The organism is Spirillospora sp. NPDC048911 (genome assembly GCF_043198015.1).
GTDB lineage: Bacteria > Actinomycetota > Actinomycetes > Streptosporangiales > Streptosporangiaceae > Spirillospora.
Genome location: NZ_JBICUD010000006.1, coordinates 363,749 through 386,191, shown reverse-complemented (window position 1 = coordinate 386,191; position 22,443 = coordinate 363,749). Strand labels below are relative to the sequence as shown.

The 22,443-nt window shown below is 71.0% G+C and carries 22 protein-coding genes, 1 tRNA gene and 1 pseudogene; 17 read left to right on the top strand and 7 right to left on the bottom strand.

Features of this window, described 5'->3' with window-relative positions; translation table 11 throughout:
• Positions 1-111 precede the first annotated feature (111 nt).
• The 4 genes from ACGFNU_RS28270 to ACGFNU_RS28255 all read left to right on the top strand — a co-directional run bounded on the left by ACGFNU_RS28270 (position 112) and on the right by ACGFNU_RS28255 (position 3,172).
• Positions 112-540 carry a DUF3052 domain-containing protein gene (locus ACGFNU_RS28270; protein WP_392598342.1) on the top strand — a complete coding sequence of 143 codons (429 nt, stop codon included), beginning with the start codon at positions 112-114 and terminating at the stop codon, positions 538-540.
• A gap of 365 nt (positions 541-905) precedes the next feature.
• On the top strand, positions 906-1,367 hold the full coding sequence (locus tag ACGFNU_RS28265) for a peroxiredoxin (RefSeq protein ID WP_392598340.1): 462 nt from the start codon (positions 906-908) through the stop codon (positions 1,365-1,367).
• 63 nt (positions 1,368-1,430) lie between these two features.
• Complete coding sequence (locus ACGFNU_RS28260) at positions 1,431-1,790, top strand: hypothetical protein (RefSeq protein ID WP_392598338.1); 360 nt, start codon at positions 1,431-1,433, stop codon at positions 1,788-1,790.
• Positions 1,791-2,092: 302 nt separating this feature from the next.
• On the top strand, positions 2,093-3,172 hold the full coding sequence (locus ACGFNU_RS28255; RefSeq protein WP_392598336.1) for a potassium channel family protein: 1,080 nt from the start codon (positions 2,093-2,095) through the stop codon (positions 3,170-3,172).
• A 149-nt stretch (positions 3,173-3,321) separates the two neighbouring features.
• Here the strand turns inward: ACGFNU_RS28255 and ACGFNU_RS28250 are convergent, their stop codons facing one another.
• Positions 3,322-4,290: a phosphoribulokinase gene (locus ACGFNU_RS28250; RefSeq protein ID WP_392598334.1), complete on the bottom strand. Its 969-nt coding sequence runs from the start codon at positions 4,288-4,290 to the stop codon at positions 3,322-3,324.
• A gap of 176 nt (positions 4,291-4,466) precedes the next feature.
• Between ACGFNU_RS28250 and ACGFNU_RS28245 the strand changes: the two genes are divergently transcribed.
• The gene (locus ACGFNU_RS28245; RefSeq protein ID WP_392598332.1) at positions 4,467-5,123 is read left to right on the top strand and encodes a response regulator; all 657 of its coding nucleotides are present in this window, start codon (positions 4,467-4,469) and stop codon (positions 5,121-5,123) included.
• A 250-nt stretch (positions 5,124-5,373) separates the two neighbouring features.
• The gene (locus tag ACGFNU_RS28240; RefSeq protein WP_392598330.1) at positions 5,374-6,507 is read left to right on the top strand and encodes a histidine kinase; all 1,134 of its coding nucleotides are present in this window, start codon (positions 5,374-5,376) and stop codon (positions 6,505-6,507) included.
• Here ACGFNU_RS28240 and ACGFNU_RS28235 read toward each other — a convergent pair.
• Both ACGFNU_RS28235 and ACGFNU_RS28230 read right to left on the bottom strand, forming a co-directional pair.
• A pseudogene (locus ACGFNU_RS28235) lies at positions 6,464-7,640 on the bottom strand (saccharopine dehydrogenase family protein). The gene ACGFNU_RS28240 and the pseudogene ACGFNU_RS28235 sit on opposite strands and share 44 nt — an antisense overlap.
• Positions 7,641-7,954: 314 nt before the next feature.
• On the bottom strand, positions 7,955-8,830 hold the full coding sequence (locus tag ACGFNU_RS28230; RefSeq protein WP_392598328.1) for a LysR family transcriptional regulator: 876 nt from the start codon (positions 8,828-8,830) through the stop codon (positions 7,955-7,957).
• Positions 8,831-8,979: 149 nt separating this feature from the next.
• On the opposite strand from ACGFNU_RS28230, the gene ACGFNU_RS28225 reads away from it, so the two are divergent.
• The 9 genes from ACGFNU_RS28225 to ACGFNU_RS28185 all read left to right on the top strand — a co-directional run bounded on the left by ACGFNU_RS28225 (position 8,980) and on the right by ACGFNU_RS28185 (position 16,543).
• Complete coding sequence (locus ACGFNU_RS28225) at positions 8,980-10,413, top strand: form I ribulose bisphosphate carboxylase large subunit (protein ID WP_392598327.1); 1,434 nt, start codon at positions 8,980-8,982, stop codon at positions 10,411-10,413.
• Positions 10,413-10,832, top strand: a complete 420-nt coding sequence (locus ACGFNU_RS28220) for a ribulose bisphosphate carboxylase small subunit (RefSeq protein ID WP_392598325.1) — start codon at positions 10,413-10,415, stop codon at positions 10,830-10,832. Before ACGFNU_RS28225 ends, ACGFNU_RS28220 begins: the two co-directional genes overlap by 1 nt.
• Positions 10,833-10,864: 32 nt before the next feature.
• Positions 10,865-11,854, top strand: a complete 990-nt coding sequence (gene cbbX, locus ACGFNU_RS28215; protein ID WP_392598323.1) for a CbbX protein — start codon at positions 10,865-10,867, stop codon at positions 11,852-11,854.
• Between the two features lie 97 nt (positions 11,855-11,951).
• A complete protein-coding gene (locus ACGFNU_RS28210) occupies positions 11,952-12,650 on the top strand; it encodes an RNA-guided endonuclease InsQ/TnpB family protein (RefSeq protein ID WP_392598321.1) in 699 nt (232 codons plus the stop codon).
• A gap of 35 nt (positions 12,651-12,685) precedes the next feature.
• On the top strand, positions 12,686-13,078 hold the full coding sequence (locus ACGFNU_RS28205) for a zinc ribbon domain-containing protein (protein ID WP_392598319.1): 393 nt from the start codon (positions 12,686-12,688) through the stop codon (positions 13,076-13,078).
• A 16-nt stretch (positions 13,079-13,094) separates the two neighbouring features.
• A complete protein-coding gene (locus ACGFNU_RS28200; RefSeq protein WP_392598317.1) occupies positions 13,095-14,003 on the top strand; it encodes a proteasome assembly chaperone family protein in 909 nt (302 codons plus the stop codon).
• Positions 14,004-14,070: 67 nt separating this feature from the next.
• Positions 14,071-14,142 (top strand) — tRNA-Val (locus ACGFNU_RS28195).
• Between the two features lie 679 nt (positions 14,143-14,821).
• Positions 14,822-15,859 carry a glutamine synthetase GlnII gene (gene glnII / locus ACGFNU_RS28190; RefSeq protein ID WP_392598315.1) on the top strand — a complete coding sequence of 346 codons (1,038 nt, stop codon included), beginning with the start codon at positions 14,822-14,824 and terminating at the stop codon, positions 15,857-15,859.
• Positions 15,860-16,015: 156 nt separating this feature from the next.
• Positions 16,016-16,543, top strand: coding sequence for a hypothetical protein (locus ACGFNU_RS28185; protein WP_392598314.1), 528 nt, complete (start codon positions 16,016-16,018; stop codon positions 16,541-16,543).
• 45 nt (positions 16,544-16,588) lie between these two features.
• Here the strand turns inward: ACGFNU_RS28185 and ACGFNU_RS28180 are convergent, their stop codons facing one another.
• The gene (locus ACGFNU_RS28180) at positions 16,589-17,065 is read right to left on the bottom strand and encodes an ArsR/SmtB family transcription factor (RefSeq protein WP_392598312.1); all 477 of its coding nucleotides are present in this window, start codon (positions 17,063-17,065) and stop codon (positions 16,589-16,591) included.
• A gap of 175 nt (positions 17,066-17,240) precedes the next feature.
• Here ACGFNU_RS28180 and ACGFNU_RS28175 point away from each other — a divergent pair, with 175 nt between their 5' ends.
• Positions 17,241-17,837: a DUF6069 family protein gene (locus ACGFNU_RS28175; RefSeq protein WP_392598310.1), complete on the top strand. Its 597-nt coding sequence runs from the start codon at positions 17,241-17,243 to the stop codon at positions 17,835-17,837.
• 12 nt (positions 17,838-17,849) lie between these two features.
• Here the strand turns inward: ACGFNU_RS28175 and ACGFNU_RS28170 are convergent, their stop codons facing one another.
• Genes ACGFNU_RS28170 through ACGFNU_RS28160 form a run of 3 tightly spaced genes read right to left on the bottom strand, consistent with a single transcriptional unit; the run spans position 17,850 to position 20,967 of the window.
• Positions 17,850-18,668 (bottom strand): hypothetical protein, encoded by an 819-nt coding sequence (locus tag ACGFNU_RS28170; protein ID WP_392598308.1) that lies wholly within the window; start codon positions 18,666-18,668, stop codon positions 17,850-17,852.
• A 54-nt stretch (positions 18,669-18,722) separates the two neighbouring features.
• A complete protein-coding gene (locus ACGFNU_RS28165) occupies positions 18,723-19,172 on the bottom strand; it encodes a universal stress protein (protein WP_392598306.1) in 450 nt (149 codons plus the stop codon).
• Positions 19,173-19,230: 58 nt separating this feature from the next.
• Positions 19,231-20,967: a RelA/SpoT family protein gene (locus ACGFNU_RS28160; protein ID WP_392598304.1), complete on the bottom strand. Its 1,737-nt coding sequence runs from the start codon at positions 20,965-20,967 to the stop codon at positions 19,231-19,233.
• A gap of 280 nt (positions 20,968-21,247) precedes the next feature.
• Between ACGFNU_RS28160 and ACGFNU_RS28155 the strand changes: the two genes are divergently transcribed.
• Complete coding sequence (locus ACGFNU_RS28155; protein ID WP_392598302.1) at positions 21,248-22,369, top strand: alpha/beta fold hydrolase; 1,122 nt, start codon at positions 21,248-21,250, stop codon at positions 22,367-22,369.
• Positions 22,370-22,443: the final 74 nt, after the last annotated feature.

Below are 22,443 nucleotides of genomic sequence, written 5' to 3'. Positions count from 1 at the left end.
GAGTGCCCATCACTTGTGTGGACTGTCCCGCAAACACCGACGGGTTGTGATCGAGGCTCTCGTGAGAACCGAAGTCACCTCGCCCGATTTTTCGATCATGGGAGGACTTTCGTGAGCGCGACCGCGGGTCAGGCGCAGTCTGAGCGCAGCCTGGCCGAACGGCTCGGCATCAAGCCGGGCTTGGTGGTGCAGGAGATCGGCTACGACGACGACGTCGACGAGGAGCTCCGCGACTCCGTCGAGGCCGCGACGGGCGCCGAGCTGGTCGACGAGGACTACGAGGACGTGGTCGACGTCGTGCTGCTCTGGTGGAGGGAAGACGACGGCGACCTGTTCGACGAGCTCACCAACGCGTTGGTGCCGCTCGACGACGCGGGCCGCATCTGGCTCCTCACGCCGAAGGCCGGCCGCGACGGGCACGTCGAGCCGAGCGACATCGATGAGGCCGCCACGTCCGCCGGGCTGAGCCAGACCAAGAGCATCAGCGCCGCCAAGGAATGGTCGGGCACGCTGCTGGTCGCGCCCAAGGTCCGCAAGTAGCGCGACGGACCGCCGCAACCGGACCGCGGACCACCGGGCACCGCCCCTCCCGAGGGCGGCCGCTCCGTGGGCGTCCCCGCGCGCCCAGCGGCCGACTCGCGCGTCCGGAGCGCTCGCGCGTCCGGCGCCTTCGCGTGTCCGGCGGCCCCTGCACCCGTCGTGGTCCGCCCGTCCGGTGGGCCACCTGTCCAGCGGGCGCCGTGCGTCGGGTGGGCGGCGCTTGTCGTGTCGCTGCCGGAGGGTGGCAGACTGGCCGGGGCGGACTCGGTCCGCCGTCGCGCGCTCGGGCGCGCACGCGTTCTCCACGGCCGTGGGGGACGGACGTTCCCCCGCCGGTGAGCGGGGGTGATCCGCGGGGAGATGCATTGGCGGTCGAGGTAGGCGACGCGGCACCGGACTTCGAGTTGAAGGACCAGCACGGCACCCCGGTGAAGCTGTCGGACTTCCGGGGGAAGAAGAAGGTCGTCCTGGTCTTCTACCCACTGGCCTTCAGCGGTGTGTGCACGGGCGAGCTGTGCACCATCCGAGACGAGCTTCCGACGCTGGGCGGGGAGGACGACGTCCAGGTCCTCGCCGTGTCGGTCGACTCGGTCTGGGCCCTGCGCACCTGGGCCGAGCAAGAGAAGTACACGTTCCCGCTGCTGTCGGACTTCTGGCCGCACGGAGGCGCCGCGCAGTCGTACGGTGTGTTCGATGACGCCAAGGGCATCGCGATTCGCGGTACCTTCATCATCGACACTGAGGGCGTCGTGCGCTGGAAGGTCGTGCATCCTCCGGCCGAAGCGCGCGACTTCGACGAGTACCGCAAGGCGCTCGCCGACATCTAGTTTCGAAGGGCCGGGTCCGTCCGTGACGTGGGCGGACCCGGTCCCCGCACCGCTGGAGGTGTGATGCCCTGCTTCCGATGCGGGGCGCGGCAGACCGACCCCGCCCGTGGCGCCAGCCCATGGCGCCGCGGGGTCCAGGCGGATCGGCAGGTGCTGGTCTGTCCCCGCTGCCAGACCGAACACGACTGGGCGGCCGACCTCGATCGGTGTGCCGCCTGCGGTTCGGCCGCGCTCGTCTGCCGGCTCGGCGAGGTGGAGTGCCGCGACTGCGGCCACACCCGCGAGGCCGTCCGCGACCACGACGGTCCCGCCGATGACCGGGACCTGGTGCGCTCCGGCGCGCCGCCCGGCGACTCCGGCCTGTCGGAGGAGGTCGCCGCGGCCCTGAGCAGGGTCCTGCGGCGCGGCCCCATCGGCAATTGACCACGTCCGGCCGTCCCATTGGCGCCGCCTCCAAGCCGCTCCCGCGGCGACCGAGCCGCCTCGCGCCGCCGCGAGGTGGTGCCGGGCCATCTCCGGCCCGGTGATTGGCCACGTCCGGCCGCCGCTCCGTCCGGTCGAATGATCTTCGGCTGAGCGGGCGGGATCTCCGGCCGATGAGCGTGCCCGATCTCCGGCTGCGGGACCGGATCAAGAGCTGACCTCGACTTATCGAGGGTTGACGGCGCTCGAACGGGCTGCGACTCTGCGTCGCAGCAGCCGTGAGACGAGACGGGAAGCCGCCGATGCCGTTGTTGTTCATGCGCCTGGTCCACCGGATCGGCACCCGGGCCTGGCGCGGGCCTGCGCTCGTGCTGCTCGCCGCCGCGGTGCTCGGCTGGGTGCTCATCGCGGTGTTCGAGGAGCCCGGCGCCGACATCAAGCAACCGCTGAACTACGTCTGGTACTTCTTCGTCAGCGGCACCACGGTCGGCTACGGCGATCTCTTCCCGAAGACGGCCGGCGGCCGTCTGGGCGGCATGATCGTTGTCACCGCCGGGCTCACCGCGGGGCTGATGCTGTTCGCGGAACTGACGCTCTGGATGGCGAAGGGCAGGACATTGAAGGCCAACGGCCAGGCGCAGCTGCACCTCAAGCGGCACATCGTCATCATCGGGTACGAGCGGAACGGGCTGCGGGCCATCATCCAGCAGCTCCGCGCCGACACCGATTTCGTCAAGACGCCGGTGGTCACGGTCTTCTGGGACGACCAGCTCAGCGGCGAGAACCCCGACCCCTCGCTGTACGACGTCATCGCCTACGACGACACCGCGTTCGCGCGCGCCTGCCTGGAGGACGCGCGGACCGTCCTGGTGGCGGGGCGGACGGACGACGAGACGGTGCGGGTGATGCTCGGCGTGAGCGCCTACCTGCGTGACCACGATCGGCCACAGATCCACAAGCTGGCCGGCGTCCACGACGGCGGCAGCCGGGCCGAGATCGACCGGGCCCTCGGCCTCATCGGCCCCGACATCGAGCCCGTGGACATCGACGACCCGGCGGTGGTGGCGGTCGCGATCCGCAACCCCGGCATCGCGGGGATCTACCACAACCTGGCCAGCACGCTCGACGCCGATTCGTCGCTGTTCCGGGTGAACATCCCCGACGGCGCGGGGGAGTGGCCACGTCTGGACGTCGCGATCTTCCTGCTGCGGCGGGGCAGCACGCTGCTGGCCGTCGGCGAGTCGCATCGCCCCAACGCGCAGTTCCGGCTCGCCGCCCACCCGGACGAGATCGTCCGCGGCGGCCAGTCACTGGCCATCGTGGCCCCCGACCGCCCAGAGATCCCCTGGCACGAGCTGACCCCCACCGAAGTGAAGGCCTAGCAACGCCTGGGCCCCGTAGACCGGGATTTCGAAGGTAACGCCAGGAGGGCACCCGCGCGCCCTTTGGGGTGCCCTCCTGGCAGCCGCGTATCGCGCGGCCCGGAAGGGGTGTTCCGGGGCCTCCCCGCGCGATCCGCGGAGTTCCGGCCTCAGGCGGCCTGCCGGTGGTCGGCGTCCAGCAGGTGGTAGAGCAGCAGCAGCTGGGTGATCGCCAGCGGGTCGCTCAGCTCGCCGTCGCCGAAGCGGCCGAGCGCCTCGTGGTCGAGGTCGCCGGCCCGCGGGCCGAGGCGTTCCCAGATTGCCTTCTTCACGACCCGCGACTCCTCCGACGACACGTACCCGTGCACGTGCAGGGCGTCCACGGGGCGGCCGTCGGTGTCGCGGTGCAGGCGCAGGTGCATCGCGTTCTTGCCGCCCGCCGGCGCGGCCTCGTCGATGACCGGCCCGAGCTCGGGATGGTCGATCGTCGGCCGCAGCAGCAGCTCGGCCGACAGCGGTGTGCCCGGCGGGTCGTGCCGGGCGGCGACGGGCGCGAACCGCACCACGATGTCGGCCCAGCGCCGTTGCGGCCGGATGTAGGCGGCGCTCTCCGGTTCGCGCCGTTCGAGCTCGGCCGTCACCTGCTCGGGGGTGTAACCCCGCTTCTGGCAGTCGCGCTGCACCTTCCAGCCGTGCCGGAGCGGCTCGGGCGGGTCGAGGTACACGGTGATGTCGAAACAGGCGCGGGCGAGCCGCGTGTGCAGGGGCAGCAGACCTTCGACGATCACGAAGTCCCGTGGCTCGACCAGTTCCGGCCGCACGAGCTCCCCGGTGGCGTGGTCGTACACCGGTTTGAGGATCGGTTCGCCCATCGACAGCAGTTGCAGGTGCTGCTCCATGATGTCGATGTGGTTGTAGTCGGGATGCAGCGCCGTGAACGGTTTCCCGGCGCGCTCCCCGCGGTCGTAGCGGTGATAGTCGTCCACGCAGACCGCTGTCATCCGGTCCGCCCCCAGACACTGCACGAGCCCCCTGGTGAGTGTCGTCTTGCCCGCCGCGCTGTCCCCCGCGATGGCGAGCATGACGGGGCGGCGGACCGATCCGCGCGCCCGGAGCATATGCACGATCCGATGGGGCACTCTGGCTCCTCCGTCCGGCGGTGTTCAGTTGTCCCTCTGGACGCTAGGCCCGCCGCGCGGAGTGCTCTTCCCCCGAGCGGGGGAGACCTCGGGGGAGATAGGGGGGAAACGTCCGTCCGTCCGGGGTCGCGAAGGTAGGGCTACTGGTGAGTAGCTTCGGTTGTTATCGTGCCGGGATGGGCGCTCCCGTACGCGTTGTCCTCGTTGACGACCACGAAATGATCCTGGCCGGGCTGCAGGCCATGCTGGCGGGATTCACCGGGCGCGTGCGCGTGGTCGGGCAGGCCGGGAGCTCGGCCGAGGCGACCCGGCTGGTCACCACGCTCCGGCCGGACGTGGTGCTCCTGGACGTCCGGCTCGGCCCGGAGAGCGGGCTCGACCTCTGCCGGGCGCTGTGCCGCCAGGTGCCGGAGGCCCGCGTGGTGTTCCTGTCGGTGTACGACGACGAGCAGTACGTCTTCGAGGCCCTTCGCGCCGGGGCCGGCGGCTACCTGCTCAAACGCGTCGACGGCCCCGAGCTGGTCCGGCGGCTGGAGGAGGTCATCCAGGGCGAGACGGTCGTCGACCCGACGCTGGCGGGCCGGATGGCGGTCACCGCGGCCCGGCTCACCCGCGGCGAGTTCTGGCCGGGCGCCAACCGCGGGCTCACCCAGCGCGAGAGCGAGGTCCTGTCGCTGCTGGTCGGCGGCCTCTCCAACAAGGCGATCGCCGCGCGGCTGGTGCTCAGCGAGGAGACGGTCAAGAGCCACCTGCGCGCCCTCTACCGCAAGCTCGAAGTGACCGACCGTTCAGCGGCCATCGCCGTCGCTTTGAGGGAAGGCCTCTTCCGGTGACGGCGTCGGCTTCGGAAGAGGCGGCCTTGAGCTCAGGGGCGGCGACAGGCTCGGCATCGGCATCGGCGGCCTCGGCTTCAGGGGTGGCGGCAGGCTCGACGTCGGAGTCGGAGTCGGCGGCGTCGGGGTCGGGGTCGGGGTCGGCGGCAGGCTCGACGTCGGCTGCCTCAGCGTCGACCTCGTCGGGCGCGGCAGGTGTGTCTGGCGTGGCAGGTTCGGCGGGTGCAGGTCTGGCGTCGGGTGTGCTTTGTTGAGTCCGCTTGATCAGGTGGCCGGGCGCGGGCAGGACCTGCTGATCCGCATCGTGACGGTCGCGTGCTCGGATCGGGCGCTGCCGGAGATGGCCGAGGAGCTGGCGGGGCTGGTGGTCCGGTCGGCCACGGCGCTGACCTTCTGCGACGTGTACGTGCTGGACGAGGACGAGCGCGCCCTCGAATGGTCGGGGCCCGCCGTGCCGCTGGGAGAGGGCGACGCGGGCTGGGTCGCCGCGCACGGCCGTCCCCGCCCGCACGCCGACGGCCGCGGCCTCGCCGTGCCCGTGCGCAGCGGCAATGCGACGATCGCCGTGGTCGACGTCCGCGCTGCAGGGGCGGTGCTGGCTGAGGACGCGACGCTGGTGGCGGCGCTGGCCGAGCTGTTCGCGCCCGTGCTTTGCTCCTGCCGCAGGCTACGTACAGCGCAGGAACGCGAGCACGCGGCCGAACGCTTCGCCGAACGCGCCGTCGAGGCTCAAGAGGCAGAACGTTCACGTCTCAGCCGTGAAATCCATGACGGCATAGCGCAACGGCTGGCAGGGCTCGGGTTTCACCTGTCGGCGGCACAGCGGGCCCTGCCTGACCACCATCCTGAGGCCGCAGCCCAGATCGTGCTGGCGAGGGAACTGTGCGACCTGGCCGCCGCCGAATCACGCGCGGCCATCGGGGGCCTCCGTCCCCCCGTACTGGACGATCTCGGGCTCTCGGCGGCGCTCGCCACCCTCGCCCGCGAGGCCGACGCGCCCGGATCGTCCCTCGACATCACGGTCACCGTCGAGGGTGAGCTGGAGGACGCGCTGCCCGACCACGTCCAGACGGCGCTCTACCGGATCGCCCAGGAGGCGGTCGGCAACTGCCTGCGGCACGCGTCGGCGTCGTGCGTCGACCTGGTGCTGGAGCACGACCGGGACCGCGTGCGGCTGCGGGTGATCGACGACGGCACGGGCTTCTCGATCCAGGACGTCTTCGCGCCCGGCCGCCGTCCCGACTCCTACGGGCTGCGGGGAATGGCCGAACGCGCCGAGCTGCTGGGCGGCAAGGTCACCGTGACCAGCCGTCCCGGGGTCGGCACGACGGTCGAGGCCGTCATCCCCGGGCCGCGGGCCCCCCGGACAACACCCGGAAGGTGATGCCCGCCCGGTCGAGCCGGGTGATCAGCGCGTCGCCCATCGCCGTCGCGGTGGTCACCTGCCCGGCGGTCTCCGGGAGGTCGTCGAACGCCAGGCACAGCGCCGACTCGGCGAGCATCTTGGCGGTCTCGCCGTAGCCGGGGTCACCGCCCCTGACCTCGGTGACGACGCGCTCGCCGCCGCCCTCGCCGACGAACTTCTCGCTGAACCAGTGCTTGGCGCGCTGCTCGGCCGAGGGCCCCGCGCCCGGCGCCCGCAGGCGCAGCAGCAGGGAACGGGTGGGCGGGAGCTGCGCCAGCGCCACGGCGGCGGTGGCACCGACGGCCACCCCCACCGCCACCGGAAGATGCTTGACCGCGATGTAGTGCCCGTAGGAGAAGTCGGGCCCGTAACGCTCGTTCGCCGCGGCCGACCGGGTCACGATCTGCGGGTCGATCGCCGGGAACGGCAGCGGCCAGCGCGCCCGGGCCCTGGGAGCCGGCCGCCGTGAGATCCGCACCTTCCGCCCTTCGAGAGACCCCTCCAGGCGGCGGCGCTCGCGTTCGGCGGTGACCATCCCGCGCAGATCGGAGAAGATCCCGATCGTCGAGTGCCACGTCCCGCCCGACGCGTCGCCCTTGGCCCGCACGAACCCTTCCACGTGCAGCGGGACGCCCTCGGGAAGCTGCTTGACCGTGAAGTAGACGCCCAGGTCGGCCGGGATCGAGTCGAAGCCCGCCGCGTGCACGATCCGGGCGCCGCTGCGGACGGCCTCGGCGTGGTGGCGGACGTACATGCGGTCGATGAACGTCGGCTCGCCGGTCAGGTCGAGGTAGTCGGTGCCCGCCCGGGCGCACGCGGCGACCAGCGGCTCGCCGTACTTGACGTACGGGCCGACCGTGGTGATGACGACGCGGGTGGCGCGCGCGACCGCCTCGATGGAGGGAACGTCGGTGGTGTCGGCGTGCAGCAGCGGCAGTTCCTTGCACGCGGGGTTGATCGCCGCCAGCCGGTCGCGCACCGCCTCCAGCTTGGCCGGATTGCGCCCAGCGCGTCTCGGCGGGCGCGTGCTCGGCCAGGTACTCGGCGGTCAGCTCGCCGGTGAACCCGGTCGCGCCGAACAGGACGATGTCGTACGGACGTTCGCCGGCCATGTGCCACGCCTCCACATCACGGATTCCCGAACTCGATTCTGTCCCCTGCCCGGTACACCGTCTACCAGACTCCATATCCAATAACAGTGACCTGCCTCACCCGCCGGCCGAGACACGGCGATGAGGCCGAGCCTTTACCAGGCGGCGGCGGAAAGCGCGGCCCTGGCTTCACCAAGCGGCGTGGCGGAAAGCCGCCTGAGCTTTCACCAGGTGGTGTGGCGGGAAGCCGCCCCAGGCTTTTACCGAGTGGCTGGGGCCGGGGAGGCTGCCTGGGCTTTTACCGTGTGGCGTGGCGGGGGAGTGTCGCCTGTGCGCTAGCGGGTGGCGGGGGCGTGCCAGTTGGGGGCTTGCCGGAGGTGGGTGACGAAGAGCCGGGTGGTGGCGGTGGGGGCGGGGGCCGTGGTCGCGTGCCAGGGACGGTCGAGTGGGGTGCCGGGGGCGTCGATGATGGCCAGGCGGCCGGCGGCCAGCTCGTCGTTGATCGCGTCGCGGGAGACGAGGGCGGCGCCCAGCCCGGCCGCCGCGCCCGCGATGACCGCACCGTTGGAGCCGAGGACGAGCTGCGGCGGTCCGGCGCCGTGTTCGGTCAGGTAGGCCTCGGCTGTCGCGCGCGTCCCCGAGCCTGGCTCGCGCATGACCCACGGTGTCGTGCCGAGTGAGAACGTCTCCGCGACGGCGGGTGCGGCCACCACCACCAGGTCGTTCGGCCGGGTCGCCAGTACTTGAGAAGGGACGCCTGCGGGCGGGCGGCCGCCCAGCACGAGGTCGACGTCATGATCGGCGAGCCGCCGCCACAGGTGACGGCTGGGCCCGACTTCCACGGTCAGCTCGACGTCCGGCCAGCGGTCCCGGAAGCCCGCGAGGAGCCCGGGCAGGATCTGGTCGGCGGCGGTGGTGACGGCCGCCAGCCGGAGCGAGCCCCGGGCCGGGTTGGCCTCGCCGCGCGCCGCCGCCCGGCCTTGTTCGAGGAGCCCGAGCACCGTCCGCGCGTAGCCGACGTACACCGCGCCCGCCGGGGTCAGCCGCACGCCCCGTCCGGCCCGCTGGACGAGGGGAACGCCCACGTCACGGGCCAGCGCCGTGATCGCCGACGACACCGCCGACTCCGTCACGTACAACCGCTGCGCCGCCGCCCGCACCGACCCCGTCTCCGCCAGCGCGAGCAGCGACCGCAGCCTGGATTCAGTCATCGCTCAAGCCTCACCGCGAAACACTTGATGGACATCGCAAGTATCGCCGGGGCACGCTCGAACCGTCCACGGACACGCGGCGGGCCGCTCCCTCCCCTGGGTCGTCGCCCTTTCGGGGGCGGCCCGCCGCCGTAGAAGCAGGAGTGGCGATGAGCGAGGGCAGATGGTCGGCGGGCGTGATCCCGTACGCCGAGATGGGCTACTGGCGGCCGGACTACGAGCCGAAGGACAGCGACATCCTCGCCGCCTTCCGGATCACGCCGCAGCCGGGCGTGCCGCCGGAGGAGGCGGGCGCGGCGGTGGCGGGCGAGTCGTCCACCGCCACCTGGACGGTGGTGTGGACCGACCGGCTCACCTCGTACGAGAACTACCAGGCCAAGTGCTACCGCGTGGAGCCGGTGCCGGGCAAGGAAGGCGAGTTCATCGCCTACATCGCCTACGACCTCGATCTCTTCGAGGAGGGGTCGATCGCGAACCTGACGTCGTCCATCATCGGGAACGTCTTCGGATTCAAGGCGCTGAAGGCCCTTCGCCTGGAGGACATGCGCATCCCCACGCACTACGTGAAGACGTTCCAGGGGCCGGCGCACGGCATCGTCATGGAACGCGAGTACCTCAACAAGTACGGCCGTCCGCTGCTCGGCGCGACCGTGAAGCCCAAGCTGGGGCTGTCGGCGCGCAACTACGGGCGTGTCGTGTACGAGGCGCTGCGCGGCGGGCTCGACTTCACCAAGGACGACGAGAACATCAACTCGCAGCCGTTCATGCGCTGGCGCGACCGCTTCCTGTTCTGCATGGAGGGCGTCGCCAAGGCGCAGGCGGCCACCGGCGAGATCAAGGGCCACTACCTCAACGTCACCGCCGCGACGATGGAGGACATGTACGAGCGGGCCGAGTTCGCCAAGGAGCTCGGCAGCGTCATCGTCATGATCGACCTGACCGTCGGCTACACGGCGATCCAGTCGATGGCCAAGTGGGCCCGCGCCAACGGCATGCTGCTGCACCTGCACCGCGCCGGGCACTCGACGTACACCCGCCAGAAGACCCACGGCGTCAGCTTCCGCGTCATCGCCAAGTGGATGCGGCTCGCCGGGGTCGACCACATCCACGCGGGCACGGTCGTCGGCAAGCTGGAGGGCGACCCCAACAGCGTCGCCGGCTTCTACGACACGCTGCGCCTGGACAGGATCCCGGCCGACCCGATCAAGGGGTTGTACTTCGACCAGGAATGGGCGTCCATGCCCGGCTGCATGCCGGTGGCCTCGGGCGGCATCCACGCCGGGCAGATGCACCAGCTCCTGCACTACCTGGGCGAGGACGTGATCCTGCAGTTCGGCGGCGGGACGATCGGCCACCCGATGGGCATCGCCGCCGGCGCCGCCGCCAACCGCGTCGCCCTGGAGGCGATGATCAAGGCGCGCAACGAGGGTCGCGACTTCCTCGGCGAGGGCACTGACATCCTGCGCGCCGCCGCCAAGAAGAGCCGGGAGCTGGACGTGGCCCTGTCCACCTGGGGCGACATCACGTTCACCTACGAGTCCACCGACACCCCCGACGTCGTCGAGACACCTGTGAGCGTCTGATGAGGATCACCCAAGGCACGTTCTCGTACCTCCCGGACCTGACCGACGACGAGATCTCCGCGCAGATCGCGTACGCGCTGGAGAACGGCTGGCCCTGCTCGGTCGAGTTCACCGACGACCCGCACCCGCGCAACTCGTACTGGGAGATGTGGGGGCTGCCGATGTTCGACATGACCGACCCGGCCGCCGTCCTGTACGAGATCAACGAATGCCGGCGCGCCTACCCGAACCACTATGTCCGGCTGACGGCCTACGACGCCCGTTATGGCAGGCAGACCACGGCCCTGTCGTTCCTCGTCCAGCGTCCGGCCGAGGAGCCCGGCTTCCGCCTGGACCGTGAGGAGACCAGCGACCGCCGCGTCCGCGTCCGCGTCCACCCGTACGCGCTCGACCGCCCCCAGGGCGATCGCTACGCGTGACGAGGTCACGGCCGTTCCGAGGAGGGATCCCGATGAGCGAAAGACCCGGATTCGGCATGCGGCCCACCGGGAACGGTTCAGGCGACTCGCCCGAGGACGGTTCCCCGGCGTCCCCTTCCGCTGAGGCGGGCGCCGGGGAGCCCCTCCGGCCGGACGCGCGCATCGACCTGGCCCGGGAACGCGAGGACTCGCAGGCCGACGAGATCCTGGACGCCCTCGACAACGACCTTGTGGGCCTGGTCCCCGTCAAAACGAGGATCAGGGAGGTCGCCGCGCTGCTCCTCATCGACCGCCTGCGTTCCCGCTTCGGAATCACCTCCGGTCGGCCCAACCTGCACATGTGCTTCACCGGAAGCCCCGGCACCGGCAAGACCACGGTGGCCGTCCGCCTCGCCGAGCTGCTCCACCGCCTGGGCTACATCCGGCGCGGCCACCTGGTCTCGGTGACCCGCGACGACCTGGTCGGGCAGTACGTGGGCCACACCGCTCCCAAGACCAAAGAGGTCCTCAAAAGAGCCATGGGCGGCGTCCTGTTCATCGACGAGGCGTACTACCTCTACCGCGCCGAGAACGAACGCGACTACGGCCAGGAGGCCATCGAAATACTCCTCCAGGTCATGGAGAACCAGCGCGACGACCTGGTGGTCGTCCTGGCCGGCTACAGGGACCGCATGGACGCGTTCTTCGCGTCCAACCCCGGCATGAGCTCCCGCATCGCGCACCACATCGACTTCCCCGACTACTCCACCGACGAGCTGGAGGCGATCGGCCACCTGATGCTCGACCGCGAGGGCTACACCCTCGCCGAGGACACCGTCCCGATCTTCCGCGACTACCTCGAACGCCGCCGCGACCAGCCCCGTTTCGCCAACGCCCGCTCCGTCCGCAACGCGATCGAACGGGCCCGGCTCCGCCACGCCAACCGGCTCCTCGCCGACGGCACGCCCGTCGGCCGCGCCGAGCTGACCACCCTGCGCCCCGACGACTTCCTCGCCAGCCGGGTCTTCACAGTGCGTTCTTAGCGTGGATGGCCCGCCCTTCGGGGCGGGGCGGGAACGCGGCACGATGCTGCACCGTGGCCTCCGGGATTTGTCGGGGGTGGTCGGTAGGTTGCTGAGCGTGACCAGGTATCGGCTTCAACCCTCGCCCGCCCAGGAGCAGGCGTTGCGGGACTTTTCCCAGGCGATGAGCAACTTTTTCGGCGGTACGCACCGGCGGCCGACGTGGCGCAAGGCTGGACGGCACGAGGGATTCCGGATCGTCGCGGTCAAGGCCGACGACGTCCGCCGCCTGTCCCGCAAAGTAGGTGAGGTGAAAGTCCCGAAGGTGGGACGGGTGCGATTCCGCTGGTCCCGGCCCGTCCCCGACGGCGTGAAGTCGTACCGGGCCACCCGGGACCGGGCTGGGCGGTGGCATGTGGCGTTCGCGCATGTGCCCGACCCGATCCCCGCACCCGGCAACGGCCGTACCGTCGGAGTCGACCGGGGTGTGGCGGTCTCGGCGGCGCTGTCCACGGGCGAACTGCTGTCGGTGCACGGCTTGACCCCCGGCCAGGCCCGGCGCCTGGCGTTGCTGGCCCGCAAGCTAGGACGCGCCAAGACCGGATCGAACCGGCGCGCCAAGCTCAGGGCTGCCGTGGCGCGGCTACGCGCCAAGGAAGCCGACCAGCGTAAAGACCGGGTCGAGCAGACCAGTACCGCCCTGGCCCGCGGCTTCGACGTCATCGCGGTCGAGGACCTGCACATCAGCGCGATGACCGCCTCGGCGCGCGGGACGGTCGAGCAGCCGGGCCGCACGTCGCCCAGAAAGCGGGCCTGAACCGGGGGATTCTGGCCAATGGTTGGGGTGCCCTGGTGGCCCGTTTGGAGCACAAGGCCCCTGGAAGGGTCGTGAAGGTCAACCCCGCGTACACCTCGCAACGTTGCAGCGCGTGCGGGACCACGGACCGGGCGGCGCGTGAGAGCCAAGCCGTCTTCCGGTGTCGGTCCTGCAACTTGGCCTGCAACGCCGACGTGAACGCGGCCGGCAACATCGCCCACGCAGCGCGGCAAGCTGCGTCGGCCGCCGGACGGGCGGTCGCTGCGCGGGAACGCTCGGGGTCGCCCGGGCGGACGAACCGCGAACCTCAACCTGCCCTCTTTGCTGAGGCCACAGGTTGGAATCCCCTCGATCCCGAGGGGAGGACGTCAATCGAACAGAGGATGGTCTCCTCCCTCCCATGTCCTAGTGTTGAGACATCGACGTGAAGATGTGGGGGAGACGGTGCAAAACCCTGAGGACCTGTACGAGCTGGACACCGACCTGCCGGAGCTGGCCGGGCCGGTGCTCCTCCACAGCCTCGACGGCTTCGTGGACGCGGGGTCCACGGGCCAGCTCGTGCGAGAACACCTCCTCGACGCACTCGAACACCGCGTGGTCGCCCGATTCGACGTCGACTCGCTGATCGACTACCGGGCGCGGCGGCCGATGATGACCTACGACCGCGACCACTGGGCCTCCTACGAGGCCCCCGAGCTGGTCGTCCATCTGATGAAGGACGAGGTCGGCAGCCCGTTCCTGCTGCTGACCGGCCCCGAGCCCGACCGCCTCTGGGAGGGCTTCACCGCCTCGGTGCGGTCGCTGGTGGAAAAGCTGGGCATCAGCCTGGTCGTGGGATTCCACGGCATCCCGATGGGCGTGCCGCACACCCGCCCGGTCGGCCTGACCTCGCACGCCACCCGGCCCGAGCTGATCACCCGGTCCTCCTGGTTCGACAAGGTCCAGGTGCCCGGCAGCGCCTCCGGCCTCCTGGAACTCCGCCTCGGCGAGGCCGGCCACGACGCGATCGGCTTCGCCGTCCACGTGCCGCACTACCTGGCCCAGTCCGCCTACCCGGCCGCCGCCGTCGCCGCGTTGGAGGCCGTCGTCAACGCGACCGGGCTGGTCATCCCGACCGACGCCCTGCGCGAGGCCGCGGTCAAGACCGACGCCGAGATCGCCGAGCAGGTCACCGGCAACGACGAGGTCGAGAAGGTCGTCAAGGCCCTGGAGCAGCAGTACGACGCGTTCGCCGGCGCGGCCGAACGCGAGAACCTCCTCGCCGAAGACCAGGACATGCCGACCGCCGAAGAGCTCGGCGCCCAGTTCGAGCGCTTCCTGGCCGAGCAGGACGGCCCCGACCAGCAACCGTAACCGTTTCGCGAACGTCCCCCCGGACCGGGTACGCTTGCCCGGTCGCCGGGGACGAACCCCCGGCTCAGGGCGCGTAGCTCAGGGGTAGAGCTCTCGGCTTACAACCGAGCGGTCGGCGGTTCGAAACCGTCCGCGCCCACGAGCCGGCCCCTGTTGGTCGCCGCCCTTCGGGCGGCTTCCCGCGGGGGCCGCTATGCCTTTTGGGGGGCGACCCCCAAACCCCCGCAGGTGCTCGCGCGCTAGCGCGCACTGCGCCAACCCCCCACACCTCGCGCACCGCGCCGAACCCTCAGCGCTAGCCCGCTGACGCGTGCTGCGCCTAACCCCGGCATCTTGCGCATCGTGCTCAGCCCCCGGAGCGCTGGCCCGCTGGTGCGTGCTGCGCCTAACCCCGGCATCTTGCGCATCGTGCTCAGCCCCCCGAGCAGTGGGTGCTGTGCCAACCCCCGGCACCTTGCGTACCGTGCTCGGCCCCCTGGTGTGCCGGTCTGGTGGTGCGTGTTGCGCCTAGCCCTCGGCACCTTGCTCGTCGTGCTCGCCTCTCGGGCGCTCGTGTGGCGGGGTGCACTGTGCTCAGCCCCCGAGTGTTCGTGTGTCGTGCCCCGAGTGTTTGTGTGTCGTGCTCGGCCCAGGGGGTTCGTGCGTTAGTGTGCGCCTTTGTCGGCCGAAATCTTGTGGTGTGACCGGTCTCTCATTGTTGTTCGGGCTGGTCAGGTGGCGTTTAACATGGCGTTCACATTTGGGCAACAGGTCCGAAATGGGTGATTGTCACGCTCTTCGTGGCCGACTCAGAGGCCGGAAACACCGACAGGTCGGCTGTGACGAAGGGACAGACGTTGAGCTACAAGGCCGAGTACATCTGGATCGACGGCACCGAGCCCAGCGCGCGGCTCCGCTCGAAGACGAAGGTCCTCGCCGACGGTGCCCCGCTGCCGGACTGGGGCTTCGACGGCTCCAGCACCAACCAGGCGCCCGGTGACAACTCGGACTGCGTGCTCAAGCCGGTCTTCGCGTGTCCCGACCCGATCCGCGGCGGCGAGAACAAGCTGGTGCTGTGCGAGGTCTACCTCGTCGACGGCACCCCGCACCCCACCAACAACCGGGCCAAGCTGCTCCCGATCGCGGAGAAGTTCGCCGACCAGGACTCCTGGTTCGGCATCGAGCAGGAGTACACCTTCTTCCAGGAGGGGCGCCCGCTCGGCTTCCCGGCGGTGGGCTTCCCGGCCCCGCAGGGTCCGTACTACTGCGGTGTGGGAGCCGACGAGGTGTTCGGCCGCGAGATCGTCGAGAAGCACCTCGATGCTTGTATCGAAGCGGGTCTGAAGATCTCCGGCATCAACGCCGAGGTCATGCCCGGCCAGTGGGAGTTCCAGATCGGCCCGGCGGGCCCGGCCGAGGTCGCCGACCACCTGTGGGTGGCGCGCTGGCTGCTCTACCGCATCGCCGAGGAGTTCGACGTCGCGGCCACCCTGGACGCCAAGCCGGCCAAGGGCGACTGGAACGGTGCCGGCGCGCACACCAACTTCTCCACCAAGGCCATGCGCGAGGGCTACGACGCCATCATCACCGCGTGCGAGGCGCTCGGCGCCGAGGGCAAGGTCGAGGAGCACCTCGGTGGTTACGGCCACGGCATCGAGGAGCGCCTCACCGGCGAGCACGAGACCGCGCACTACAGCCAGTACAGCTACGGCGTCTCCGACCGCGGCGCCTCGGTGCGCATCCCGTGGCAGGTCGAGGTCGAGAAGAAGGGCTACATCGAGGACCGCCGCCCGAACGCCAACATCGACCCGTACAACGTGACGCGTCTGCTGGTCAACACCTGCTGCTCCGCGCTGGAGAAGGCAGGCCAGGTCTGATCAAGACCTCCTGAGACAGAGGGGATTCCCGGAGCGGGGCGCTTTCGGGGGTCCCCTCTTCCATTTCAGGAACTTTACCTGGTCGTGCCAATGCCAACAGGATCGCCCGGACATAATCTCCGAACAATTTGACGGGACCTGATCACTGGAGAAAGCATGACCATTAGGGGATGGCAGCGGGCGGTCGTCATCGGGGGCCTGGGCGCCATGGCGATTTCACCGGCCGGTGCGGCGGTCGCCGATGAGACGCCCGTTATGCCCGGCGCCGCCGCGACCGGCGTCGCACAGAAGCTCCCACCGGGTTATTACATTCAAGGGACCACTCTCTACAACGCCCAGAAAAAGGCCATCGCATTGCCCGCCGGCTGGACCATCAATGCCGGCGTCATCTACGACGGGGATGACAGGGTCGTCTCGATCGAGGACGGGCCGCCGGAGGGCACCGTGTCGTCGCTGAGCGGAATGACCACGGCCACCGCTCCGCCGGTCGAGGAGTGCCCGCAGCAGCCGAAGGCCGAGATGAAGGGCGTTCTCAGCAGCCTCGTCGGCGAGGTCGTCTGCCTGCTGGGGTCCCTCACGCGGGCGGTCTTCGGCCCGGAGGGCCTGCTGAGCTACCACTCACCCGATGAGGAGCTGGAGGCCGACTCGCCCGTCCTGGGCAGCGCGCCCGCCGAGCTCGACTGAGCCATGCCCCGCCCGCCCCACCGCGCCCGGCGCAGTGGGGCGGTCTCATGTCCGGCGGGCCTGGGTGACGTCGAACGCGGCGGCGGCCAGGGCGAGCACCGGGAAGACGGCCTGGGCCGGCAGGCGGTAGACCGCGCGCTCGGTCTGCTCGATCAGGCCGGCGCTGGAGAGCGCCTTCAGATGGTGGTAGAGCTGGCCGGTCGAGTTGAGCCCCAGCTCCGACTGCAGCTCGGTCACCGTGCGGGGGCCCGTCAGCAACGACCTCAGTACCTCGAACCGGGCGGGATGCCCGGCGGCCTGGAGCACGGCGGCCAGCGGTCCGGCCGGGAGTTTGAGCAGCTCACCGGGGCTGCGGACGACGTCCCACGTCCACTCGTATCCGCCCAGGCGGGCGTCGCCGCCGTACCGTACCTGCCCGGTGTCATCAGCGGCGGCCCCGGATGCCGCGCTTTTGGGCAGCCGCGCCTCGAGCTCCGCCACCCGGGCTTCGAGCGCGCTGATCCGGTCGTCTGTGGTGGACACCCTCTCCACGATAGCCAGTAATTCCGTAATTGCGAAAAGGGTCCACCGGCGGTGGTCGAATGGCGACAAATTGGCAGAGTGAAGGGAGTTTTTCCCAACGGTCCCGGGTAGCACTCTTTCGTCGCACCGGGGAGGGGACATGGGGGAGATGCCAGGAGGCGCCGGACGCCACCAGATGCCCGGCTTACGTCCGCCCTGGCAGCGGTTCTTCCGCTGCCGCACCTCGGTCGCGCCGCCTGTCGAGCCCCTGCCGATGAGCCGGTTCGACGAGTTCGTCTCGCTGCACGAGTCGCTGACCACCCGGCCGAAGGTCGATCTCCGCCGCGTGTGGGCCTGCGGTGTCGGCACCGCGTTCATCGCCGCCGGGATGATGTTCACCGGGGTGCTCCTCCTGCGCGGCCTCTTCGGCATCGCCGTCCCGGTCGGCGGGAGCGGCCTCGACCCCGAACCCGCCGCGGCCACCTACGCGACGTTCGCGGGCGCGGCGACGCTCCAGACGACCGCGCTCCTGCACATCCTGGCCGTGGCGGCGGCACGGCCCGTGCGCGCGTTCTGCTGGATCGGCGGCCTCGCCGTGCTGATGGTGTCGCTCCTGCCGCTCACGCTGCGCGGCTCGTTCTCCGTCGCGGCGGCCACCGGGCTCCTCAACCTCGTCGGCGGATGCGTCGTCGTCGCCCTGCTGGCGACGCTCACCACCGCCCTGCTACGCCGCCGTGACCCGCCCCCACCACCATCACCACCGCGCCACCCCCTGCTCCCCGGCGGCTGGTGAGGCGGGGTGTTGTTAGCTGACGCGGATCGTTAGGGGCTCTGGGGATCGGGTTGTGCTGATCCGCAGGTGCCTTAGGCGCCGCCAGACTCGTGTTGTTGCGGCCCGCTCGGCTGCCTGGACGCGCAGCTCGCGGTGCAGGCCCGAGAAGCCCAGGACGAGGTAGGCGTCCCAGCTGCCGCGGGGGAGCGGGTCGTCGATGAGAGCCCGGGTCATCGGGATGTCGGCCCGGTAGGCCAGGCCCTCGGCATCGGCGTCCAGCATCGCGATGACCTCGTACACCCGGCCGGTGTCGTGCTCCCGGAGCGCCAGCGTCGCCGAGACCGGCATGGTCGCGCCGCGGACCGCGAGATGGCCGGTCACCACGAGCTCCTCGTCCCGCACGTTCCACTCCACGGCGTGGGCCGTGGTGGTCCCGGCGGTGTGGGACGCGCCGCCGACGTCGAGGGCGAGCGTGCCGTGCACAGTGAAGTAGACGGTCACCGTCGTGGAGTCGGCGAGGAAGTGCCGCCGCGGCGAGACGTCGATCGCCGGGTCGCGGTCCCGTCCCAGCGGGGTGGCGCCCTCGTCGACCGCGAGTTCGAGGTCCCAGAGGCCGCACGGCAGCGCCCGGCCGTCCATGGCGGACGGCACGTCGACTTCCGCCTCGAAGCGCACTCGTTCAGCGGCCTCCGGCGGCCCGGCGGTGGCGGGGAACCTCAGCACGCGGTCGCCGTCGCGTTCCCGGAGCAGCAGCTCGATGTGCCGCGGCACGCCGGCCTCGCGTTTGAGCCGGCCCGCCAGCCGGATGGTGCCGTCGGCCCAGCCGATCTCCGTCAAGAAAGGATCACGCACGGTTTCTCCTGAACGCCCGGTCACCGATCACTACCCGCGCCGCGGCCCGGGGAATCAGGGGACGACGGTCACCGGCCACCGGCCCGCCCGGACCAGGCGTACCGCGACGGAGCCGATCAGCCGGTGGCCCGCCTGCGCCGAGGCGCCGACCACCACCGCGTCCGCCTTCACCTCGTCGGCGACGCGGGCCAGCACCTGGTACGGATCGCCCTGCTCGGTGACGAGCTCGTAGCGGACGGCGGCCCGCTCGGCCGCCCGTGAGAGCTCCTCGCGCAGCTCGGCGGCGACCTGCTCGCCCGCCTCGCGCATCACCGCCGCCCCGCCCGGCGTGAGGGCGGAGAGCGCGGCCAGGGGCGAGACGTGAACCAGGACGAGCCGCGCGTCGCTGCGCCGGGCCAGTCCCCAGGCGTACGCGGCGGCACGCAGGGACGTCTCCGAGCCGTCCACGCCGGTGACGATCACCCGCGGCCCATCGGTTCCCAGCTCGAACGGCACCTCGCTCATGTGATCACCTCACAGCCAGCGTATGCCCAGGCTCGCGTGAGCCGGCAGGCCCCCGGCGTCAGGCGCGGGCGAAGCGGGAGAGCAGGTCGTCCAGCCGCAGCGAGCCCAGCGTGAGCGCCGCGTACATCTCGTCGGGCTCGGAGTAGCCCAGGTCCTTGGCGACCGCCAGCGAGTCGCCGTGGGCCTCGGCCGCCAGCAGGTCCATCTGCCGTCCCGCGAGCGCCCGGACGAGGCGCCGCCGCCCGAGGTCGGCGGCCTCCTCGGCCCGCTGCCGGGCGAGCCGCTGCTGGATGCGCACCCGCGCCGGAGTCGTGACCGCGAACCGCAGCCACTCGGCCGAGGGCGCGCCGCGAGGGTCGGTGAGGATCTCCACCACGTAGCCGCTGCGCATCTCGGTGGACAGGGCGGCGAGCCGCCCGTTGACGAGGGCGCCGATGCTGTGGTCGCCGGTCTCGGTGCCCAGCGCGTACGCGAAGTCGAGGGCGGTCGCCCCGGCGGGCAGCGTGACGGCCTCGCCCGACGCCGTGAACACAGCGAGGTTGCCCGAGGCCAGGTCGGCGCGCAGCCCGGCGAGGAACTCGGCCGACGGCACGTCCGACTGCCAGGCCAGCAACCGGCTGAGCCACGCCAGGTCGCGGCGGCCCACCGCGGTGGCCACGCCGCTCCCCGCGTCGCGGATGTGCGCGACGATGCCGTACTCGGCCACCGGGTGCATGACGTGGTTGCGGATGATGACGTCGAGCGGGTCGCCGGCCGGGCTGATCACCCGGGTGTGGAGCGACTGGTACATGTTGAACTTGGGCAGCGCGATGAAGTCCTTCACCTGGCCGGGAACCGGGTGCAGCGCCGCGTGCACCGCGCCGAGCGCGATGTAGCAGTCCTGGACGCCGCCGTCGATGAGGAGCAGCAGGTGCGCCGCCTCGGACGCGCGCATCCCCTCGACGTCGCCCTCCCGCTGCCGGTGCACCGCGTACGCGTGCCGGGGCCGGATCTCGACGCGGCCGCGAACGTGCTGCTCCCTGAGGCCGGCGCGCACGCGCGCCATCGCGGGGCCGAAGGTGACGCCGGTGCCGGTCAGCGCGGACCTGAGGGCCCGGTCGGCCGCCGCGTGCCGCTCGGGCTCGCGCGCCGCGAAGGCGAGGTCGTCCATCTCCCGCTTGAGGACGTGGATTCCCAGGCGTTCGGCGAACGGAACCAGCAGTTCGAGCGACGCGGCCGCGTACGGCGCCTGTTTGTGCGGCGGCTGGTGGCGCAGGGTGCGCAGGTTGTGCAGCCGGTCGGCGAGCTTGATGACCAGCACCCGCAGGTCGGCGGCCGCGGCCAGCACGATCTTGCGGAACGTCTCGGCCTCGGCGCGGTCGCCCCACTTCCCGCCGTCCAGCTTGGTGACACCGTCGACCAGGACCGCGACCTCCTCGCCGAAGTCGGCCCGGACCTCGCCGACCGTGTACGGGGTGTCCTCGACGGTGTCGTGCAGGAGCGCGGCCACCAGCGTCGTGGAGTCCATCCCCATGCCGGCGAGGATCATGGCCACCGCCAGCGGATGGGTGATGTAGGGGGCGCCCGACTTGCGCAGCTGGCCACGGTGAAGGCGTTCGGCGATCTCGTAGCCGCGCAGCAGCTCGTCCTCGTCGGCGGCCGGGCAGGCGGAGCGGTGCGCGGCCAGCAGGGGCGCCAGCGCCGCGCGGCCGGGATCGGGCCGACGCCACCATCGCCGCCGCCCGGCGGCAGGGGCGCGCGGCACCGCGCTCCCGGGTGCCGTTCCCTGCGAACGCGCCGGATTGAGGGACGTCATCACGCACCCGCCCTGGCGGCCTGACCCGTAGCGCGACTACTACGGGGTGTAACGGCATTATGCGCGATGCCGCCGCCGCGACGGAACATCGGGCCCCTCCCTCGCCGCGATGGCGCCGTCAGCAATGACCGGTCGGTCGTCCGGCCGCCGCTTTTCGGTCAGGTTGCCGGGACGATTTAACACACGCTTCACGAATGCACAATATGAGTTTCGATGAAGCGGGTGTACAAAATACGTGAGCGAGCGAACGAAGCGAGAAAGCCCCCGGGCCCGTCCCTGAATGGAGCTGGAAAAAAGCGCGATGTTCTTCTCCCCCCGGAGCCTGCGAGCCGCCGCGTCCAACGTCACCCACAAGCTGCTGTACGGGCATGTCGCCGACCTGCGCCCGATGCCCGCGGTCATGATCGACGACGGGCCCAAGCGCTCGGTCCATCGCTACCGGTCGCCCGAGGGGGTCGTCCCCGCCGGTCCGCCGGTCCTGTTCGTGCCGCCGCTGGCCGCGCCCGCGCGCTGCTATGACCTCCGCCGCGGATGCAGCCTCGCCGAGCACGTGGTGAACGCGGGCAGGCTCAGCTACCTGCTGGATTACGGCCCGATCGGCTATGCCGACCGTGACCTGGGCTTCGCGGACTGGGTCGGGGAGATCCTGCCGGGGGCGATCCGCGCGGTCAGCAAGGACGCCGGCGGGCAGCCCGTCCAGCTGGTGGGCTGGTGTCTCGGGGGCATCTTCTCGCTGCTCGCCGCCGCCGATGATCCGGAGTTGCCGATCGCCTCGGTGGCGGCGATCGCCACTCCGATCGACATCCGGCGGGTGCGCCTGGCCGCACCGCTGCGGCCCCTGTCCCGGGTCACCCGGGGCATGGAGGTGAACGTCGTCAGCACATTGTTCGGGGGAGTGCCGCGGCCGCTGGTGAAGGGCGCTTATCAACTCGTGGGGTTGGACAAATACGTCCTGCGTCCTTACGCGATGCTGACCAATCTCAACAATACAGAGTTTCTGGCCCAGATCGAAGCGGTCGATCACTTCACCAACACCATGCTTGCCTATCCCGGCCGCACCATTGAAGAGCTTTACTCCGCGCTGTTGAGGGAGAACGCCCTGGTGGTGGACGGGATCGAGGTGGGCGGCCGCCGCATCCGCCTGGGCGAGGTCCGGGTGCCGGTCCTGGCCATCGCGGGACGGGGCGACGGCCTGGCCCCGGCCGCCTCGGTCCATCCCCTCACCCGCGTCCTCACCGGAGCCGAGGAGGTCCGGTTCGAGGTCGCTCCCGGCGGCCACCTCGGCGTCCTGACCGGCCGGTCGGCCCGTTCCGCCACCTGGGCGCACCTGGACCGCTGGCTGGACGAGGGCACCGTCCGCCACGGCATCCGCCCCTCCCGCCGCGAGGGCCTCCCGGTCTGAATCCTGGCCCGGGGTGTGTCGCAGGAGTGATCTGACAGTTACGGAACGTAGTGTTGCCCGACGTCGCGGGCGTG

What these genes read in the sequence shown, in the direction of transcription:
- ACGFNU_RS28155 (WP_392598302.1), top strand. Translation starts at nt 21,248, where the DNA reads ATGGAGCTGGAAAAAAGCGCGATGTTCTTCTCCCCCCGGAGCCTGCGA.
- ACGFNU_RS28260 (WP_392598338.1), top strand. Translation starts at nt 1,431, where the DNA reads ATGCCCTGCTTCCGATGCGGGGCGCGGCAGACCGACCCCGCCCGTGGC.
- ACGFNU_RS28220 (WP_392598325.1), top strand. Translation starts at nt 10,413, where the DNA reads ATGAGGATCACCCAAGGCACGTTCTCGTACCTCCCGGACCTGACCGAC.
- ACGFNU_RS28165 (WP_392598306.1), bottom strand. Translation starts at nt 19,172, where the DNA reads ATGAGCGAGGTGCCGTTCGAGCTGGGAACCGATGGGCCGCGGGTGATC.
- ACGFNU_RS28245 (WP_392598332.1), top strand. Translation starts at nt 4,467, where the DNA reads ATGGGCGCTCCCGTACGCGTTGTCCTCGTTGACGACCACGAAATGATC.
- ACGFNU_RS28225 (WP_392598327.1), top strand. Translation starts at nt 8,980, where the DNA reads ATGAGCGAGGGCAGATGGTCGGCGGGCGTGATCCCGTACGCCGAGATG.
- ACGFNU_RS28160 (WP_392598304.1), bottom strand. Translation starts at nt 20,967, where the DNA reads ATGACGTCCCTCAATCCGGCGCGTTCGCAGGGAACGGCACCCGGGAGC.
- ACGFNU_RS28175 (WP_392598310.1), top strand. Translation starts at nt 17,241, where the DNA reads ATGCCCGGCTTACGTCCGCCCTGGCAGCGGTTCTTCCGCTGCCGCACC.
- cbbX (WP_392598323.1), top strand. Translation starts at nt 10,865, where the DNA reads ATGAGCGAAAGACCCGGATTCGGCATGCGGCCCACCGGGAACGGTTCA.
- ACGFNU_RS28230 (WP_392598328.1), bottom strand. Translation starts at nt 8,830, where the DNA reads ATGACTGAATCCAGGCTGCGGTCGCTGCTCGCGCTGGCGGAGACGGGG.
- ACGFNU_RS28185 (WP_392598314.1), top strand. Translation starts at nt 16,016, where the DNA reads ATGACCATTAGGGGATGGCAGCGGGCGGTCGTCATCGGGGGCCTGGGC.
- ACGFNU_RS28255 (WP_392598336.1), top strand. Translation starts at nt 2,093, where the DNA reads ATGCCGTTGTTGTTCATGCGCCTGGTCCACCGGATCGGCACCCGGGCC.